General features: G+C 72.7%; 14 protein-coding genes. 1 reads left to right on the top strand and 13 read right to left on the bottom strand.

All coding sequences use genetic code 11. The features are described 5' to 3' along the window. Window positions 1-11 precede the first annotated feature (11 nt). The 5 genes from QCD66_RS16980 to QCD66_RS17000 form a co-directional block, all read right to left on the bottom strand. On the bottom strand, window positions 12-2,081 hold the full coding sequence (locus tag QCD66_RS16980) for an ATP-binding protein (protein ID WP_407567197.1): 2,070 nt from the start codon (window positions 2,079-2,081) through the stop codon (window positions 12-14). 98 nt (window positions 2,082-2,179) lie between these two features. Beyond that, a complete protein-coding gene (locus QCD66_RS16985) occupies window positions 2,180-2,707 on the bottom strand; it encodes a hypothetical protein (RefSeq protein WP_375736493.1) in 528 nt (175 codons plus the stop codon). A 385-nt stretch (window positions 2,708-3,092) separates the two neighbouring features. Continuing rightward, window positions 3,093-5,360, bottom strand: coding sequence for a CHAT domain-containing protein (locus tag QCD66_RS16990; RefSeq protein WP_375736492.1), 2,268 nt, complete (start codon window positions 5,358-5,360; stop codon window positions 3,093-3,095). Window positions 5,361-5,518: 158 nt separating this feature from the next. Then, entirely contained in the window at window positions 5,519-6,265 is a 747-nt protein-coding gene (locus tag QCD66_RS16995; protein ID WP_375736491.1) for an SAM-dependent methyltransferase, read from the bottom strand. Between the two features lie 181 nt (window positions 6,266-6,446). Continuing rightward, complete coding sequence (locus tag QCD66_RS17000; RefSeq protein ID WP_375736490.1) at window positions 6,447-7,241, bottom strand: hypothetical protein; 795 nt, start codon at window positions 7,239-7,241, stop codon at window positions 6,447-6,449. 410 nt (window positions 7,242-7,651) lie between these two features. Here QCD66_RS17000 and QCD66_RS17005 point away from each other — a divergent pair, with 410 nt between their 5' ends. Continuing rightward, window positions 7,652-8,206, top strand: coding sequence for an RDD family protein (locus QCD66_RS17005; protein WP_375736489.1), 555 nt, complete (start codon window positions 7,652-7,654; stop codon window positions 8,204-8,206). A 282-nt stretch (window positions 8,207-8,488) separates the two neighbouring features. Here QCD66_RS17005 and QCD66_RS17010 read toward each other — a convergent pair whose 3' ends face one another. The 8 genes from QCD66_RS17010 to QCD66_RS17045 all read right to left on the bottom strand — a co-directional run bounded on the left by QCD66_RS17010 (window position 8,489) and on the right by QCD66_RS17045 (window position 17,993). After that, on the bottom strand, window positions 8,489-9,214 hold the full coding sequence (locus tag QCD66_RS17010; protein WP_375736488.1) for a YqjF family protein: 726 nt from the start codon (window positions 9,212-9,214) through the stop codon (window positions 8,489-8,491). An 18-nt stretch (window positions 9,215-9,232) separates the two neighbouring features. Then, window positions 9,233-10,180 carry a DedA family protein gene (locus QCD66_RS17015; protein ID WP_375736487.1) on the bottom strand — a complete coding sequence of 316 codons (948 nt, stop codon included), beginning with the start codon at window positions 10,178-10,180 and terminating at the stop codon, window positions 9,233-9,235. 115 nt (window positions 10,181-10,295) lie between these two features. Then, on the bottom strand, window positions 10,296-11,471 hold the full coding sequence (locus tag QCD66_RS17020) for a cytochrome P450 (RefSeq protein ID WP_364219615.1): 1,176 nt from the start codon (window positions 11,469-11,471) through the stop codon (window positions 10,296-10,298). Beyond that, window positions 11,468-12,649 carry a nucleotide disphospho-sugar-binding domain-containing protein gene (locus tag QCD66_RS17025; RefSeq protein WP_375736486.1) on the bottom strand — a complete coding sequence of 394 codons (1,182 nt, stop codon included), beginning with the start codon at window positions 12,647-12,649 and terminating at the stop codon, window positions 11,468-11,470. Before QCD66_RS17025 ends, QCD66_RS17020 begins: the two co-directional genes overlap by 4 nt. A gap of 7 nt (window positions 12,650-12,656) precedes the next feature. Next, the gene (locus tag QCD66_RS17030; RefSeq protein WP_375736485.1) at window positions 12,657-14,015 is read right to left on the bottom strand and encodes a glycosyltransferase; all 1,359 of its coding nucleotides are present in this window, start codon (window positions 14,013-14,015) and stop codon (window positions 12,657-12,659) included. Further along, window positions 14,012-15,019, bottom strand: coding sequence for a histidinol-phosphate transaminase (locus tag QCD66_RS17035; RefSeq protein ID WP_357534336.1), 1,008 nt, complete (start codon window positions 15,017-15,019; stop codon window positions 14,012-14,014). Before QCD66_RS17035 ends, QCD66_RS17030 begins: the two co-directional genes overlap by 4 nt. After that, entirely contained in the window at window positions 15,016-16,287 is a 1,272-nt protein-coding gene (locus QCD66_RS17040) for an FAD-dependent oxidoreductase (RefSeq protein WP_375736484.1), read from the bottom strand. The genes QCD66_RS17035 and QCD66_RS17040 overlap by 4 nt, the downstream gene beginning before the upstream one ends. Continuing rightward, the gene (locus QCD66_RS17045; RefSeq protein ID WP_407567198.1) at window positions 16,284-17,993 is read right to left on the bottom strand and encodes a prenyltransferase/squalene oxidase repeat-containing protein; all 1,710 of its coding nucleotides are present in this window, start codon (window positions 17,991-17,993) and stop codon (window positions 16,284-16,286) included. The genes QCD66_RS17040 and QCD66_RS17045 overlap by 4 nt, the downstream gene beginning before the upstream one ends. Window positions 17,994-17,999: the final 6 nt, after the last annotated feature.

Genomic DNA, 17,999 nt, shown 5'->3' on the forward strand with positions numbered 1-17,999 from the left:
CGATGTCTCCATCAAACCCGGTGCGGGACAAGGCCGAGGGTGTTCAGGACGTTGGCCTGGCCGTGCCGTCGGCCGAGTTGCTGGGAGATGTCGAGGGCCTGCTGTGCGGTGGTGGCTGCTGCGGCGTAGTTGCCGGTTGCGTGCTGTATACGGGCGAGGGTGTTCAGGGTGATGGCCTGGCCGTGTGGGTTGCCGAGTTGCTGGTGCAGGTCGAGGGCCTGCTGTGCGTTGGTGGCTGCCGCCGCGTAGTCGCCGGTTGCGTGCTGTACACGGGCGAGGGCGTTGAGAGCATCGGCCTGGCCGTGTGGGTTGCCGAGTTGCTGGTGCAGGTCGAGGGCCTGCTGTGCGTTGGTGGCCGCCGCCGCGTAGTCGCCGGTTGCACGCAGGACGTGGGCGAGGGTTTCCAGGGCGTCGGCCTGGCCGTGCCGTTGGCCGAGTCTCTGGGAAATGTCGAGGGCCTGCTGCGAGTTGGTGGCCGCCCCCGCATAGTCGCCGGTCGCCTGCTGTACACGGGCGAGGGCGTTGAGAGCATCGGCCTGGCCGTGCGGGTCGCCGAATTGCTGGGAGATGTCGAGGGCCTGCTGCGAGTTGGTGGCTGCCGCCGCGTAGTCGCCGGTCAAGCGCTGCACGATGGCGAGGTTGGTCAGGGTGTGGGCTTGTGCGGGTTGATTCTCGATGTGGCGGGCTGTGGCCAGGGCGGTGTGGTGCAGGTCCTGGGCGAGGTCCCAGGGTCCGTGGGCACGGAGGTGGCTCTGCAGGGCCTTGGGGATTCCGATCGCTGCCGGGTGGTGGTGGGCAGCGGCCCAGACGGTGGCGGCGACGAGGTTGGGTTGTTCGCGGGTGAGCCAGTCGGTGGCCTGCTCGGGGTTGGTGATGGTAGGGGCGTGTGTGGGTGCTGGCCAGGTAGTGGGGCTGGTGGGTGAGGTGTGGTGGGGGAGATGGCGGGCGGCGGCGGTGGCGGTATGCAGGTAGTAGTCGAGCAGGCGGTCGCGGGCGGCGTCCTGGTTCGTTTTCGGGTCGGTGGTGGCGAGAATGCGGGCGTGTACGGCGATGAGGTCGTGGAAGCGGTAGCGGCCGCGGTGGGGTTCGGTGATCAGGTTATGTTCGAGGAGGTCTTCCATACTTCGGCGGGCCTGGGTGAGGGTTGTGTTGTCGAGTGCAGCGGTGGCGTAGCGGTCGAGGTCAGGGCCGGGGTGCAGGCCGAGGCGTCGGAACAGCCGCTGCCGGTCGCTGGATAGGTCGTGGTAGGACAGGTCGAAGGCGGCGGTGATGGCGAGGTCGCCGCTGGCGAGTTCGGCGAGCCGGTCGCGGGCTTCGGTGAGGTCGTCGGCGATGTCGGTGACGGTCCACGTGCGGTGAGTGTGCAGGCGGGCAGCGGTCAAGGTGATCGCCAGCGGCAGATATCCACACAGGGCGGTGATCCGGTAGACGGCTTCCGGTTCATGGAGGGCGCGGTGCCCGGCACGCTCGATGAACAGCTCCACGGCCTGGTCGGGTGGGAGAATGTCCAGCGCGAGTAGGGTGACGCCGGGCAGGGTGGTCAGTTTCCGACGGCTGGTGATCAGGACGAGGCAACCGGGTGCGGCGGGTAGCAGTGGTGTGACGTGGTTGGTGTCGGCGGCGTCGTCAAGGACGAGCAGGAGTTTCTTGTCGGTCATCCGGTGACGCCACAGTCCGGCCCGGGCGTCGAGACCGGCCGGGATCTGTTCGGCGGCGACGCCATCGGCCTGGAGCAGGGTCTCCAGAGCGGCGGCGGGGTCGACACGGGGCTGGCCGGGAGCGTGCGCCCGTAGGGCGATGAATCGTTGCCCGTCGGGGAACCGAGCGGCGAGGTGGTGGGCGGCGTGCACGACGAGGGCGGTCTTGCCGATTCCGGCCATCCCGTCCACAGCATGGACGGCGACCGCCTGCACCTGACCGTCGGCCGCGTCGGTGACGGCGGCCAGCAGCCGGGCGAGTTCGTCGTGCCGTCCGACGAAGCCGGGCACGTCCGCGGGCAGCGTTCGCTCGGCCTTGGGCGGCGGCGCCGGCATCGACTGGTGAACATGCACCCCACCGTGCAGCGCACCCGCTTGCACCACCGGCCCCGCCACCACACCCGACACATCGTTATCGGTACCCGCCTCCGAGACCCGGACGACTGTGGGGTAATCGTGGTCTCCGGCCGGGGAGGTGGTGGTCATGTGACCGGGCGGTCGTTGACATGGACGGGACCGGCCGCGGCGACTTGGGCGCCGTCGCTGGCCTGGGGGACCGAACCGATGCCGGCCGTGGTCGCCGAGGGCCCGGCCGGCGGCGGTACCAGGACCGGTGGGCCGAAGGTGATCGGCCCGGAGATGGTGTGCGTCTGGATGAGCGGGCCGTGAACCTGAGCATGGCCGCTGACCGTGTTCGTCACACTGGTCCCGGTCGCTGGCTGTCCGGTCAGCGTGCCGGCGTCGCGCAGCCAGGTACGCAGCCAGGCCGCGATCTGCTCGTCCGTCGCGGCGCCGTGTTCGAGGATCCGGCCGAGAACCTCGCCATGCACGACCTCGCCGGGGTGGCTCGCCAGCGTCTGGGCAGCGGTGTCAGCGTCGGAGCCGCGACCGAACCGGTCGCGGACGAACGAGGTGAGGGATTCCCATGCCTGCCTGCCGGCTTCACCGGCGGCACCGGCGGCCAGCGGTACCAGTGTCGCGGACAGGATCCCGGCCGTGATCGGATCCATCGTTACCCCCGTAGCAGCGTGTATCGATGCCTTGCGTCCACCGTAGCGGCCGCCGCAATGCCTTTCCCTTCCCAAGTTCACGACTCGCGCCTACGGACAGTTCGACGAGACCGGCCGGCATGAGCGGGTATCGATGGCCTTCGTGGCATGTCCGATGTGTGCTTTAGCGACGGTGATCGACCGTGCCGGTTGTTGAAGGTGGCCCGTCCAGACCGGGTACGTGTGGTCGTCGTGCGATCCGCTCGTGGCGGTCCCGGCGTCGATCGCGCCTGCGGCTCCTTGCCGCAGCGCTGACAGCCGGTGCTAGCTAGTTTGGGTCATCGTGCCCCCGTAGCTCAGGGGATAGCGCATCGGTTTCCGGAACACACTGCGTATTGCGGCGGTGTCAGCGGCCCAGATGGACATAGGCCGCCCACGCCGTCGGGTGCTCACCATACGTCGGATGCCGCCGGATGACCCTCACCGCATGGTGCAGGGCGCGGGCGGCGTCGAGCGGGTCGCCGGCGTAGAAGTGCGTGGCGACGCGGTGGGCAAGCTGGTCGTTGACGCTCCAGAGCGTGGCGATCACCTGGGCGTAACCGGCGGTCAGGAAGCCGCCGGCGATGTGTACGGCCTCGTCGGCGAGGGCGCCGCTGGTGCGGACCGTGCCGCACGCGGCCAGGAACGCGAGTTCGGCGTGCCGCAGGTGCCAGCGGGTGAGGTCGGTGACCGACAGTCGCAGCTCCGGGCCGAGGACCAGGTGGCTCTCGGACGGGCTGCCGAGATCGGTGGTGGCGTGACAGGCGTAGTGCACGACGCCGTAGCCCTGCGGCCCGGATGTCGCCAGCCCGTCGAGACGGGTGGCCCGGTCGGCGAGCATCCGTGCGTCGCGGCGGGCCCCGGTCAGGGTGGGCAGGCCCGGAACCTGGTCGACGACCACCACGGCCATCCGCGCTTCGGCGACCGGCGCCGACTTCGCCCTGCTACGCAGCAGTGCGGTCACGGTCGGGGCGAGCGACGGAACCACCAGGTCGAGCGCGTCGCCGGCGGCGTGCAGCGGCAGCAGGGCCAGCGGGCCGGTCGGCACCCACCACAGGCGCGGCGGCGCCGACGCGTCGAGCAGCGGCCGCAGGGCGCGGTGCCCGAGGATCGGGCCGACGGTGGTGCGCCACAACCAGGCCAGGATCTCCCGGAGTACGTCGTCGTCGGCGTCCGGTAGCCGTTCGGCCTGGGCCGTGGCGTCGGCGAGGGTCAGCTCTGTCAGACGCAGCGTCGTCATGCCCGAGGCGGTCAGGATCAGCGCGTCGCACCGGCTGGCGGCGACGTTGACCACGACCACCGGTCCGTCCCGCGCGGCACCCTCGAGGTCGGCGAACAGCGGCGGCAGACCCCCGCGCGCGAAGCCGTCAAGACCGCGGATGGCCGCCGAAACCTCGTCGAGTTTCCGGACCAGCCGGGCCCGTCCGGTCAGGTCCTCGCCGACCGTCGCCGGCTCGTTCATGGCCGCGATCGTGTCGTCCAGACGTTCGGCGAGGCGCGGCGCGACGCGTTCGAGTTCGTCGAGCCGGGCGCGCGGCGACATGAGCTGATCGAGGAGGAGACCCCGGCCCTGCTCCAGCAGCACCAGGGCGGCCTGCGGATCCCCGACCTGGAGGGCCACCGCCGCGGCGTCGCGGGCCAGGCCCACGAACGCCGTCAGCGTGTGCTCCCGGTCGACGCGGTCCGCGCGCCAGGAGGTGATCCAGGGCAGCAGGTCGAGCGCCGCCCGGTAGCCGGCGAGGGCCTCGTGGTGGTCGCCGGCCTCGGCGGCGGTGTCACCCCACAGCCGCGCGTTGACGGCCCGCTGTACGGGCTCGGCATCCGCAAGCCCCGCCGCCTCGGCGAACGCGGAGACGGCCCGGCGGTGGTCGCCGCGCAGTCGCTGCACCTGGCCGAGCAGGTGCAGCGCCCGGGCGCGGACCATGCGTACCGGCCGGCTCAGCCGCTCCGCCTGCCTGGCCTGGAACAGCAGCATGAACCGGGGCAAGCCAGGGCCGGCCAGGTAGAACTCGCCGAGGCGCAACATCGCATAGGCGCGGATGTCGTGGTCCCGGGCCGACGTCGCCTCCCGTACGACGCGGACCGCTTCCACGAACGCCGCCAGGTCCCCGGTACGCAGGAAACGCGCGAACAGGGCGTCACCGAGACTCACCGCGCGCACCTGACGGACCGGGGCGCCGCGCCGCAGGCCCGCTGCCGCCCGGCGGCCGAGGTCGATCGCGGCGTCGAGTTCGTCGAGCGACCCGCCGCGTGCGGCCCGCATCGCCGTCGTCGCGACCGCGAACATCGCCTCGTCGGTGGACAGTCGACCGGCGACGGCGATCGACCGGTCGAGATCGGCCAGTCTGGTCGTCGCCGCCGAGCGGAGGGCTAGCGCGAGCGGCAGGCTCATCGCCAGCTCGGCATCCGGATCGAGCCGCACCGCGCGGTCGGCGAGCGCGACCGCGGCGTCGAGGTGTCCGGGGCCGAGCTTGATCAGTGCCCCGGCCGCGTACCCCAGGATCTCGGCGAGCATCCGGCGCTCGGCGACGTCATCGGGCAGTTCGGCCAGCGCCTCCGCCGCCCGTGCGATGGTGGCCTCGTCGCCGTCGCGTTCCGCGTCCCGTAGCGAGATCCAGGCCTGCCGGAGGTCCACCCGGTGACGCTAGCCGGTCGGTTGCCGGGGCCGATATCCCGCGTACGGTTCACACCGCCGACGGCTCGCCCACCCGTACCGTCATCGCGCCGGCCGCGGCCCGGCCAGCGCCGCCGGGCCGTACCGTCTCGGGCGTGACGTCCTCGATCCGCCCGTCATCAGGGGCTGGGCCGCAGCAGCAGGAAGACGAACCCGAGCACCCCGCGGTAGCCTTCGAGCCAGCTGCGACGGTGGGCGGCGGACACCTCCAGAGCCTGGTCACGGTCGGGGTGGTCGGGATGGTCCAGCGCCCACCGGGCCAGCGACCCGGTCCAGTTCCACTCGTACTCGTCCCACTCCGCCAGGGTGCTGACATGCCCGTGGACCGGCGTCCACCCGTCGGCGACCACGCGGGCCACCGTGGTCGGCAGATCGCCGTACTTCTGCGGGCCGTCCTCCAGTTCGGCGCGTAGCGCCGGGTCGGGCTCCCGCTCCCAGAAGCAGTCGCCGAGAAGGACCACGCCGTCGTCGGCGAGGTGCCCGCGGGCGGCCTCCAGCGTGGGCAACAGCTCACCGAAGGCGTACGCGGCGCCGACACTGAGCACGACGTCGGCCTTGCGGGAGGATCGGTACCGGGTCACGTCCTCCTGGCGCAGTTCGAGCCGGTCCGCGACACCCAGGCGGGCGGCCGATTCGAGGGTCCGGTCGAATCCCTGCCCGGAGATGTCGACGCCCACCGCCGTGGCCCCCGGATGTGTCCGAAGCGCCCGCAGCAGCCACGCCCCCTCACCGCAGCCCAGGTCCAGCAGGTGGGCGTCCGGTCGGCGGATCGCGCGGCCGAGCAGGCGGTCCACCGTGCTCTCGCTGGCCGGCGCGGCGATGGGATGGTCCGAGTGCGCCAAGGCGCTGAGCGTCTGTCGATCCACCGGGACTGCCTACCACAGACCCGCGGCCGAGCGTCTGTTCGGTGGGGCATTTCGGTGGTCTGGGGCGGCCCGTGGTGATTCTGCCCAGGAAGGATGTTACCGGGACATCGCCGCGACCGGCCGGCACGAAAGATGATCAACTTAGGGCGGTCCTGAACGCGGCGCTCAGTCCGCACCCAGATCAGTCGCTGTTGTCGCTGGTGACCTTGATTGCGGCAGCGAGGTTCGGCGCCGCGGCCCTGGCGAGTTCGCCGGCACGGTCCAGATCCCCGCTGTCCGCCACGACGATGCTTACCGCCGATCCGGTCGTAGGATCGCGTCGCAGAGTCGCACCGACGACTGGATACCGAGCGGCCACCGCCTCGTACGCGGCGATCGCCTCGGCAGGGAAGCCGTCGTGGAAGTCGGTCTCGACGTGAAGCGAGGGCCGCACACCGTGCTCCGTGCTGACCTCCAGGGAGGTCGCTTGCGAGAGTGGCAGGTGCCGGTCGCCATCGGTCATCATGTCCTTGAACACCGCGATTGCGTCAGTCGGATCGGCCGCGGTGACCTCAATGTCCCAGCGGTCGGTTTCTTTCCCGGGCGCATCCTTGATGTCGCCGTTCATCACTCGGTCGTCGTCCGTCAGTGACCGCCACAGCGCCAGTACCTCGTCGGTGCGCGTCTTGTCCGCTACCACGGTGAAGGTGATGCCATCCGCCGTGATCCTGCCGGTGGTCTTGTCGTTACTGGCGACGTACTCCCTCAGTTCGTTTGCCAGTTCGGTTACGCGGTCGGCCGAAGTGCCGTCCTTGAGGATCACCACACCGGTCGCCGTTCCGAGGAAGGGCAGCGTGTTGTTATCGGTGGTGCGGATATCCACGACGTCTGGCGTGCCGGCCCAGTCTTCTTCGAAGTCCGAGGCGAGTGCCGTGCCTTTGTCGATGGCGCAGCCGGTCAACAGGGGCAGGCCCAGCACGAGCGCGATGACCGGCATCGGCCACCGCAGGGCGTCTCGTCCCAATGACGTCTCCTCGAAGAGTGGGTGAGCCGGCCAGGGCCGATCGGGCCCAGCCCTGGCCCGCAGGCGTCGCGGCCAGCTGAAGCTTGCGGCGCTGTTCGTCGACGGTGACAACGTTAGCTTCCTTGATCAAGGTGAAGCCGCGCTGGGGCTGATCGCCAGGTTCTCCAGCGGTAGATGTACATGGAAGGTCCCAGCCTCTGGGATGACGCCGGTCGCAGCGAGGAACCGATGCCCGCGGTGCCATTGATCCTCCTGGGCTTGACGCTGCCCCCGGCGCCGTCGTGATCGTGCGCCCGGCCGGCCGGGGCCTGACGGTGGGGTCGTTCCCGGTCACGCTCCGGGGTTGGCGCAGACTATGGCGACGACACGACAAGGAGAGCGCTGTGACAGTCCGCGGAACAGGCCGGCCGCCGACCCGACTGGAGGTCGCCAGGGAGCACGCGGAACGCGTGCTCGGACGGCGAACCGCCAAACGGCTCGCGGCGTTCGACGACGGCACCCTGTACGTCGAGGCCAGCGGGGGCGCGCGGTTCCTGGCGTGGCTCGTCGACTTCGTGGTGTACGTGCTGGGTGTCGGGGTGGGTTTCGTCGTCTTGTCATTGGTGGCCGTCGCGGCGGGCCTCCCCGACGGGACCGTCGCCCTGCTGGCGGTCTCGTTGTTGTTCGTGGTGCCGTTGCTGTACGGCCTGTGCTACGGCAACGGGCGTGCGCTCGGCGCGGTCCTCACCGGTACGCAGCTCGTGCGGGTCAAGGACGGCGGTCGGATCGGTGGCAAGGCGTGCTGGGCCATGTTGGTCAGGACGCTGCTCATGCCGTTGCTGCTCATCGCGGTGATCGTGGGCGCGCTCAGTGGTGGGGGGTCACCGCCCGGTTCGCTGGCGAGAACCAGCATCGACCCCGACGCCATCCGACAGCTCCACGCCGCTGGCATCCGGTGACCCGCCGCTACGCCCCTGAGCCTGTGCGGCCAAAGCCCGTGGCCGCGCTTGACCCACCCGTCAGAACGCGTTCCGCGACGGCACCAACCGCCTCACCGCCGTCCTGACCGAAGCCGATCGGGCCCGAGGCGCGCCCCACGGCGTACCCAGCGGGGCGGCGGAGACCGGTACGGCGGCCCTCGCCCAGTTCGAGGCCTGCGACGCCAAGGTCAACGCGTGCACCAGACACTCGCGCGGTCCGGCAGGCCGAACCTCGTTATTGCGGTGGGAGGGCGCCGTTCCTCACACGACCGACGGCCCGCCGAACCGTACCGGCACGCCGGGGGCGTACAGCACGCTCACCGGTGCCTCCGTCGGCTTCGCCAGTCCCGCTGCCGGCAGGAGTTCGTCGGAAAGTGAGAGGAGCGTCGCCCGGTGCAGCGGCCACCGGGGATGTTCGTTCGACAGGTGGATCGTGCGGCCGAAGGCCCGGGTGTGCAGGCCCCACCGGGCGGTGACGAAGTGCTCCAACGCCGTCGGCTCGGCGATCGGCTCACCCACCCGTACCGTCATCGCGCCGGCCGCACGGCCCGGCCAGCGCCGCCGGGTGGTGTACGTCAGCAGGTCGCCCTCGCGGCGCAGCCGCATCGACGCCCACTTGTACGGCAGCCGCAGGGTCGCGATCGCGGTCAGCACCGGCAGCAGCCGCGCCGCGTCGAGGGAGCGGAACACCACGGCCCGCCGGCCGGTACCGTCCACGCTGTAGAGCCGTACGTTGGTCTCGCAGAACGTGCCCAGGTACGGGATCCCGGGGCCGCGCATCGGCCCGAGGCCGACCATCCGGAACGCGACCAGCCCGACGTAAGTGACCCCGTCCAGGGTGTCCGGTGCCGTGCCGGGCGGCAGGAGCGGAGCGACCGTGGCGGGATCCGTCGGCCAGTGCACGAAGGTCAGTTCCCGCCAGTTCTGCACCAGCCACGGTCGGCGTACGGGTCGCACCGCCTCGGGCGTGACGTCCTCGATCGGCATGGCAACAAGCTACGCGAGTCAGTGGTCGTCCGCCGGCCGGCGTGGGGTGCCGTACAGGGTGCCGCGCGGGGCGGTCCCGGCCCCGTGTGCCGGGACGCGTGCGGATCCGTAGACGGTGCCGCGGGTGGCGTGGCCCGCGGTGCCCGCCCACGGCTGGGTGTACGGCTCGACCGCGGCCTCCGGCGGGTAGGGCTCGACGAAGTCGGGCCGCGGGATGTCGCCGTCGGGCCGCGCGAGGTCGCCGGGCCGCGCGACGTCGCCGTCGGCCGGCACGTCGTCGCCGTCGGTCGCCGGCTGTCCGCGTCGTGCCTTGACGACGCGGGCGATGACGAACCCGGCCACGGCGAGCACCCCGACCACGATGACGATCTTCTGGAAGGTGCCCGCGTACGCCTCGACGGTGTGCCAGCTCTCGCCGAGCAGGTAGCCGGCCATGACGAACACGGTGTTCCAGATCAGGCTGCCCAGCGTGGTGTACAGCAGGAACGTGGGGATCGGCATCCGTTCGACGCCGGCCGGGATGGAGATGAGACTCCGGAAGATTGGAATCATCCGTCCGAAGAAGACCGCTTTGGCCCCGTGCCGGATGAACCACGCCTCCGTCCGGTCGACGTCGCTCAGCTTCACCAGCGGCAGCCGTGCCGCGATGGCGCGGACCCGGTCCCGCCCGAGTGCGACCCCGATGTAGTACAGCGCCATCGCACCGACGACCGAGCCGATCGTGGTCCAGACGATCACGGCGAACAGGTTCATCTTGCCCTGGCTGGCGGTGAACCCGGCCAGCGGCAGGATGACCTCGCTCGGGATCGGCGGGAACAGGTTCTCCAGGGCGACCGCGAGACCGGCGCCGGGGGCCCCGAGCCACTCCATGAGGTCGGTCACGAACCCGACCAGGCCCCCCTCGGACGGATCGGACTCCTGGGCCAGCGAAGCTACGTACGTGGACAGTTGCGACAGGCGGGACATGCCGACCAGGGTATGGACCCGAGGGCGGCATCGGCCATGAGGGCGACCCCCGACTTCGGCGCAATCAGCGGGTGCGGAAGACCGCACCCGGGAGAACCAGGGGGTACCCGCGCCGTCACCAGGTGACCGGCAACGTCTCCAGGCTGCGTACGGCCATGCCGAACTTGAACCGCAGCTCCTCCTGCGGCACGGTGATCCGCAACCCGGGCATCCGGCGCAGCAGCGCGGCGAGGACCTCCTGCAGCTCCATCCGGGCCAGCTGCGCGCCGAGGCAGTAGTGGACCCCGGCACCGAACCCGAGGTGCGGGTTGTCGGCGCGGGCCAGGTCGAGGCGGTCGGGGTCGGCGAAGACCGCCGGGTCGCGGTTGGCGGCGACCATCGCCGGCAGCACGGCGGCGCCGGCCGGGATCACGGTGCCGCCGAGCGTCACCTCCTCGGTGGTGAGCCGGACCTGCCCGACACCGCTGTCGCCGAGCTGGACGTAGCGCAGCAGCTCCTCGACGGCGCGGGGGAGCGCGTCCGGATCGGCGACCAGCCGCTCCCACCGGTCGCGTTCGCGTAGCAGGGTGAGCAGGAACAGGTTGATCTGGTTGGCGGTCGTCTCGTGGCCGCCGATCAGCACCCCGATGCAGAGCATCACCAGCTCGCGCTCGGTGAGCTGGTCCTCCTCGTCGCGGGCGGCGATGAGGGCGGTCAGCATGTCGTCGGCGGGGGCCGCCCGCTTGGCGGCGATCAGGCCGGCGAACCCGTCGAGCGCGGCCCGGGTCCGTTCCGGGTCCTGGTCCCACTTGCCCATCAGCGCCGCCGACCAGCGCAGGAACGGGTCCCGGTCGGCGGGCGACACCCCGAACATCTCGAAGATCACCTGTACGGGCAGCGGCATCGACAGGTTGGCGACCAGGTCCACCGGGCGGGGCATCCCCTCCATCACGTCGATCATCCCGTCGACCAGTTCGGCGACCCGGGGGCGCAACCGCTCGACGCGCTTCGGCGTGAACGCGCCGGCGACCAGCCGCCGCAGCCGGGTGTGCCGGGGCGGGTCCAGCCCGATCAGCGACTCCGAGGTCAGCGCGCCCAGCTCGCTTTCCGGTCCACCGGGCGCGGTCGCCGCGGCCCGGCTGAACCGCGGGTCGACCAGCACCTGCCGGACGTCCTCGTGCCTGGTCACCAGCCAGGCCGGCGTGCCGTCGGGCAGCGTCACGGCGGCGACCGGGCACTTCTCGCGCAGCTCGCCGAACTCCGGCGCCGGCTCGTGCATCGACGGGGCGGTGAACGGATACGACACGCTCATACGGCGGCAACCTCTCTGGTGTGGACCAGTTCCTGCAGCGCTGCGACGACGTCGGCCGGACTCGGCGCCGCCGCCACCCGGTCGGCCGCCACCCGGGCCGCGTCGCGACAGTGGTCGGCGGCGAGCAGGTCGGCGACCCGCTCGCGGATCCGCTCGCCGGTCACCGCGTCGTCGGTGAGGACGGTGCCGGCGCCGGTCGCCGCCAGCCGTACGGCGTTGAAGTGCTGGTCGCTGACCTGCGGCAGGACGAGTTGGGGCACCCCGCAGGCCAGCCCGGTCATCGTGGTGCCGGCCCCGCCCTGCTGCACCAGCGCCCGGCAGCCGGGCAGCAGCAGGTGCAGGGCCAGCGGCGAGTCGGCCACCCGTACGTCGGCGGGCAGCCCGGCGAGGTCGGCGTGCTGGGCGGCGTCGACGGCGACGACGATCTCGGCGCCGAGCCCGCACAGCGCCTCGGCGACCGTGCGCAACGCGAGCGTGCCGGGCAGGTCGACGCCGGCCATCATCGTGCCCCAGGTCAGGCAGATCCGGGGGCGCCGCGGCGGGTCGAGCAGCCAGCCCGGCAGGACCGCCGGCCCGTTGTAGGGCACGAACCGGATCGGGAGCGCCGGACCGGCGAGCGGCACCTGCATCGGCGCCGGACACGGGTCGAGGGTCAGCGCCCCGGCCAGGTCGACGCTTCCGGCACCGAACCGGGCGGCCCGGGGCGCGATGATCCCGTCCTCGTCGATCTCGATCGCGGTGCTGGAGTCCGGCCCCCACAGGTGCCGTACGCCGGGCACGTCCAGGGCGGCGGCGGCGATCGGGCCGGCCAGGTTGTACGGCTCGTACACCACCAGGTCGGGCCGCCACGACCGGCCGGCGGCGACCAGGGCGTCGAGCATCGCGTCGGCGTACCGGACGACGCCGCCGTCCGCGGTGATCATCGGGGCGACCGAGTCCGGCGCCGGCTCCTCCTCGTCCCCGTCGGCGACCCGGCCGATCCGGCCGCCGAACACCTCGGCGAAGTCCAGGTCGGCACCGACGGCGACGGCCGGCAGCCCGGCGGCGGTGATCGTCCCGACCAGCGCCGGCTGGCTGGCGACGAGCACCTCGTGCCCGGCCGCCCGCAGCGCCCAGCCGAGCGGGACCAGCGGGAAGAAGTGCGACCGCCAGCCCCATGTGCTGATCAGGACCCGCATGCCGGAATCACCCGCGCGGCCCGAGCAGCGACACCGTCCGCGTCCCCTCCACCTCGGTCACCTCCAGCCGGAAGTACGGCTCGATGGTGATCCGGATGAACTCCAGGTCGTCGACGATCTGCAACGGCAGCAGGTCGGCCGGCGTCACCGTGGCCGCCGACCTGACCAGGTCGACCCGCCGGCCGATCCGCACCGACTCGACCAGGAACGCGCCCAGCTCCTCGGGCGCGAACAGCCGCCACAGGTCGACGCTGACCACCCGCTCGAACCGCTGGTCCTCCAGGCCGGTCACCACCCCGGCCAGGTGCCAGTTCTGTTCGCCGAGCGGGGCGTCGTAGTCGAACGTGCGGCCACCGTCGCCGAGGCGTACCTTGCTGGCGCCGTAGCCGATCAGCAGGCAGTCCCGGTCCTCCAGTTCGGCCAGCACCGGCGCCGGCAGGGTGTCGACCCGGCCGAGGCCGTGCCGTTCGCAGGCGGCCAGGGCGTCCTCGAAGCGCATGATCCGCCGTATGGCGTTGGCCCAGTTGCCGGGGTAGCCGAAGAACTCCATGTCGAAGCGCGGGTGTTTCTGCGCCAGGTAGCGCATGTTCTGGGTGAGCTGCGACATCAGCATCGGCATGACCCGGAAGTGCGGCAGGTCGTAGGTGATCGCCTCGTCGCCGAGGTGGAACAGGTCGATGTCGTCGCCGTGGTGGTGGAAGATCCGGTAGAACAGCTCGTTGTCCTCGCCACCCCAGGTGACCAGGTTCTCGTCGAACCCGCCGACCGCGTCCAGGGTCGCCCGGTCGACCGACGCGTTGTTGGTGTGCCCGTAGATCCACGGGGCGCGTTTCCAGTCCCGGCGCCGGCTCGGGGCGAAGAGCAGGTAGTCGCGGATGTCCTCGTTGTAGTCGCCGATCACCCGGTGGTCCGGCGTCTCGCCGCGCTTGAGCGCGTCGATCGCCCCCCAGTCCAGGGCGAGGCTGCGGCCGAGCAGGACGGTCGGGCGCAGGCCACGGCCGACGTGGAAGTCGCGGTGCCGCTCCAGGGTGGTCGGATGCGCCGGCTGGTCGGCGTCGAGGAACAGCACGATCTCGCCCCGGCCGGCGGCGATGGCCCGGTTGCGGGTCACCGAGCGCCCCCGGTTCACCTCGTTCGCCAGGTAGGTCAGGGGGAGCCGGTCGACGTAGCGTGCCACGACCGGCTCGACGGGCACGTTCGAGCCGTCGTCGACGACGATCACCTCGAACCTGTCCCGGGGCAGGGTCTGCAGCGTCAGCGAGTGCAGGGTCATTTCGAGCAGGTGCCCGTTGTCGTACGCGGGCACCACCACGGTCAGCAGCGGGTCGTCGGTGGTCACGAGGTTCCTCTCGGGTGTGGTGGTCACGGCACCGGGCTGACCGTGGTCTCACGTACGGCCGCGAGCAGCCGCTCGTTCGCCGGCCGGTCGCCGACCGTGATCCGTACGCCGTGGCCGGGATAGGGCCGTACCAGCACGCCGGCCTCACCCAGCCGCTGCGCGAACCCGGCGGAGCCGTCGCCGACCGGCAGCCACAGGAAGTTCGCCTCGCTCGGCGCGACCGGCAGCCCGTACCCGGTCAGCGCCTGCGCGAGCCAGCGCCGCTCGGCGGCCAGGTCGGCGAGCCGGGTGGCGAGTTCGGCGGTGGCGTCGGCGGCCAGCGAGGCCACCGCGGCGGCCTGCCCGAGACCACCGGGGAAGAAGACCATGCCCGCCATCCGGCTGGCCGCCCCGACCCGGGCGCCCGCGACGGCGTAGCCGACCCGCAGGGTGGCCAGCCCGTACGCCTTCGAGAAGGTCCGCAGCACGCAGACGTTGTCGCGCCCCCGGTAGAGGTCGATCCCGTCGGGCACGTCGGGGTCGGTGACGAACTCCCGGTAGGCCTCGTCGATGATCACGACGACCTCGGGCGGGATCCGGTCCAGGAACGCCTCGACCTCGGCGCGGTGCAGCACCGCCCCGGTCGGGTTGTTGGGGTTGCACAGCAGCACGGCGCGGGTGTCGGCGGTGACCGCGTCGGCGATCGCGGCCAGGTCGTGCCGGAAGCCGTCCATCGGCACCGGCACCGGCCGCGCCCCGCCGTTCGCGATCAGCAGCGGGTACGCCTCGAACGACAGCGCCGCGTGCAGCACCTCGCCACGGGTGCGGTCGAGGCCGGCGATGACGTGCTGGCACAGCCCGGCCGAGCCCGGCCCGACCAGCACGTGTTCCGGTGGCACGTCCAGGTGCCCGGCGATCGCGCCGACCAGCGCCTTCGACGCGTGGTCGGGATATCGGTTGAGCTGCCCGGCCCCCTGCTCGACCAGCCGGCGCACGCTCGGCAGCGGCGGGTACGGCGTCTCGTTCATCGACAGGTCGACGGGGGTGGTCATAGGGTCTCGCTCTCGGTCGCGGGTTGTCGGGGACGGTCGTTCGCGCGCGGGTCGGGCAGCAGGCCGAACTGGTGGAGCCGGTCGAGGGCCGTCAGCCGGTGTACGCCGACCCCGGCGAGGTTGCCGGTGGTGATCCGCAGCAGCCGCCGGTTGGTCGAGGTGTGCCGCATCATCCGGCGCCCGAGCACCCGGGGCAGGCCGGTGGTGGTGGTCAGCATCCGCGACGCGTTGTGGCTGACGGTCGCGGTGTGGTCGAGCCGGGGCAGCCGGGCGGCGTGGTATTCGCGCAGCGCCCGGTCCAGCGCGGCCGGGTCGGTGCCGGCGGCCGCGACCCGCTGGGCCAGGGTCTCGGCGTCGACCAGCGAGCTGTTCATGCCCTGCGCGGCCATCGGGTGGACCGCGTGCGCCGCCTCGCCGACCAGGGCCAGCCCGGGGGTGGACAGCCGGGGGGCGCGCAGCCGGTGCACGGCCAGGATCTGCCGGGTCCGCAGCGCGGCGCGCAGCGCGTCGGCGAGCGGGGCGAGCGCCGGCGTGCCTTCCAGCACCGCCGCCGACCAGTCGGACAGGTCGCCGCCGCCGCGCAGTTCGTCCGGCTCGACCTGCACGTAGAGGCGGCACCGGCCGCCGGGCAGCGGGTAGACCAGGCGCAGCCCCCGGTCGCCGGCGTACGCGGTCACCTCGTCGTCGACGTGTACCCCGGCCAGGTCGAAGGCGACCAGCCGGTGGTCGTACGCCTGCCGGCGGGCGGTCAGCCCGGCGTCGGCCCGCAGCCTCGACGACAGCCCGTCGGCGGCGACGACCAGCCGGGCCGCGATGTCGTGCGGCCGGCCGTCGCGCACCGCCCGGATGCCGGCGATCCGGCCGGTGTCGTCGCGCAGCACCCCGGTGACGGTGACGCCGCGCCGTACCTCCACGCCCGGCCCGAGCACGCCGGTCAGGGCGTCGAGCACGTTCGGGTAGCCGGTGCACAGGATCTGCCGGTGGTCGCCGGCCAGGTCGGCGTAGTCCAGGTTGAGCAGTGCCCGGCCGGCCGGGTCGCGGATCGCCAGCCGGGCCACCGGGACCGCGCCGCCGGCGTGCACGGCCGGCAGCGCGCCGAACGCGTCGAGGACGCGTACCGACTCCGGTTGCAGGATCTCGCCCTTGGGCACGTCGGCGGGACCGTCTTGCCGGTCGACGACCAGCACCCGCAGCCCCAGCGCGCCGAGCGCGTGGGCGCTGGCCAGCCCGCCGACGCCGGCGCCGCAGACGACGACGTCGGTGGTCACGCCCGCGCCCCCGGGGTCGGTGTGCCGTGCGCGGCGCGGGTCGCGGCGGACCGGTGCGCGGCCAGGGCACGCAGCGCCAGCCCACGGGTGATGATCGAGTTCGGGTAGTGCATGTGGTGCCGGATGTAGACGCAGAGCCGGGTCGCCGGCCACGACCCGTCGGGCAGTTGGGCGTCCAACAGCCAGCCGACGCCGCGCGAGATCCGTTCGTCGTCGGCCGGCAGCCCGGCGGCGAGCAGCGCGTGGACCGCCCACGCGGTCTCCTCGACCGAGCCGGGCCGGTCGTCGCCGGGGCCGAACGAGCCGTCGTCGCGCTGGGCGGCCAGCAGCCGGTCCCGGGCCCGTACGGCGACCGGGTCACCGGCGAGGCCGGCGCGGGCGAGCGCGTCGAGGACCGTCGCGGTGCCGGAGGTGTGGTCGCGGTACCACAGGTTCTCGTACGACCCGTCCGGCCGCTGCGCGGTCCGCAGCCATTCGACGGCCCGGGCCACCGGCGGGCTGTCCGGGGTGTGGCCGGCGTCGAGCAGGGCGACGACCCCCTGGGCGGTGATCGCCGGGCAGGGGCCGTCGTTGGCGAGCTTGGTGTCGCGTACCCACAGGCTCCACGAGCCGCGGGTGTCCTGGCGTTCGGTCAGCCAGCCGACGCCGCGGCGCAGCACCGGGTCGTCGGCGGCGCCGGGCAGCCCGGCCAGGCCGGCGACGATCTCGGCCGACTCCAGGGTGACCGGCCAGCCGTCGGCGCCGGAGAAGCTCCAGCCGCCGGCCGGGCAGTCGAAGACCGGGAACGGGTTGCGTTGCTGGGTGCGGTGGAACAGTTCGCGGGTCGCGGCCAGTCGCGGGTCGGCGGCGTACCCGGCGGCGACCAGGCCGGTCAGCGCGAACGCCGACTTGGTCAGGTCCAGGTTGGTGACCGCGTCCCAGGCGCCGTCGGGGCGTACGGCCCGGCGCAGGAAGCCGGCGATCGCCTCGACCAGGTGCGGTGCCTCGCCGGCGCGGGCCAGGCCCAGGCAGACCAGGGCGGCCGGCCACGGGTCCTCGCTGAACGCGCCGGTGCGCCCCTCGTGCTCGTGGATCGCCTCGAGCAGGCGCAGCGCGGCCGGCCGGGCCAGCTTCAGCGTCGCCCGGCGCAGCGCGCCGGTCGGCATCGTCGCGCCCTGGAGCAGCGCGATGCCGATGAACGGTGCGGTGCGGAACGAGATCCGGTCCCGCCGTACGCCGTCGAACAGCACCAGTTCCAGCGGCAGCCGGCGCGGGGCCGGCGCCTCCGGGAAACCGGCGAGGGCCTGGAACTGCTGGCAGAGTACGGCCACCGCCCGGTCGGTCACCGCCGCCACCCCGCCGAATTCGGCCAGCCGCCGCTGGCCGGCGGCGACCGCGGCGTCCGTCTCGGCGTCACCGGTGCCGGCGACGACGCGCAGCGCCGCGGCGGCGACCGCGGTCGGCACCACCTCGCTGTCGGCGCCGAGCACCCCGCCCCAGCCGCCGTCGGGGCGTTGCGCGGCGCGCAGCCAGGCGGCGCCGCCGCGGACCAGTTCCGCCGAGCCGGCCGGGTCGGCGGCGTGCAGGGCGGTGATCGCGCCCGCGGTGCCGAGCACCGACGCCGGCGGATGGTCGGTGAACGCGCCGTCGGGGCGCTGGTGGCCGAAGAGTTCCTCGGCACCGGCCGCGACGGCGGCGGCGACGCGGTCCACGGGTACGGGGGGCATCGGCGC

Origin of the sequence: Polymorphospora sp. A560 (assembly GCF_045781765.1) — a bacterium.
GTDB classification, from domain to species: Bacteria; Actinomycetota; Actinomycetes; order Mycobacteriales; family Micromonosporaceae; genus Polymorphospora; species Polymorphospora lycopeni.

Coding starts and splice junctions, on each gene's coding strand:
- QCD66_RS16985 (WP_375736493.1), bottom strand. CDS start 2,707: ATGGATCCGATCACGGCCGGGATCCTGTCCGCGACACTGGTACCGCTG.
- QCD66_RS17000 (WP_375736490.1), bottom strand. CDS start 7,241: ATGCCGGTCATCGCGCTCGTGCTGGGCCTGCCCCTGTTGACCGGCTGC.
- QCD66_RS17010 (WP_375736488.1), bottom strand. CDS start 9,214: ATGCCGATCGAGGACGTCACGCCCGAGGCGGTGCGACCCGTACGCCGA.
- QCD66_RS17015 (WP_375736487.1), bottom strand. CDS start 10,180: ATGTCCCGCCTGTCGCAACTGTCCACGTACGTAGCTTCGCTGGCCCAG.
- QCD66_RS17020 (WP_364219615.1), bottom strand. CDS start 11,471: ATGAGCGTGTCGTATCCGTTCACCGCCCCGTCGATGCACGAGCCGGCG.
- QCD66_RS17025 (WP_375736486.1), bottom strand. CDS start 12,649: ATGCGGGTCCTGATCAGCACATGGGGCTGGCGGTCGCACTTCTTCCCG.
- QCD66_RS17035 (WP_357534336.1), bottom strand. CDS start 15,019: ATGACCACCCCCGTCGACCTGTCGATGAACGAGACGCCGTACCCGCCG.
- QCD66_RS17045 (WP_407567198.1), bottom strand. CDS start 17,993: ATGCCCCCCGTACCCGTGGACCGCGTCGCCGCCGCCGTCGCGGCCGGT.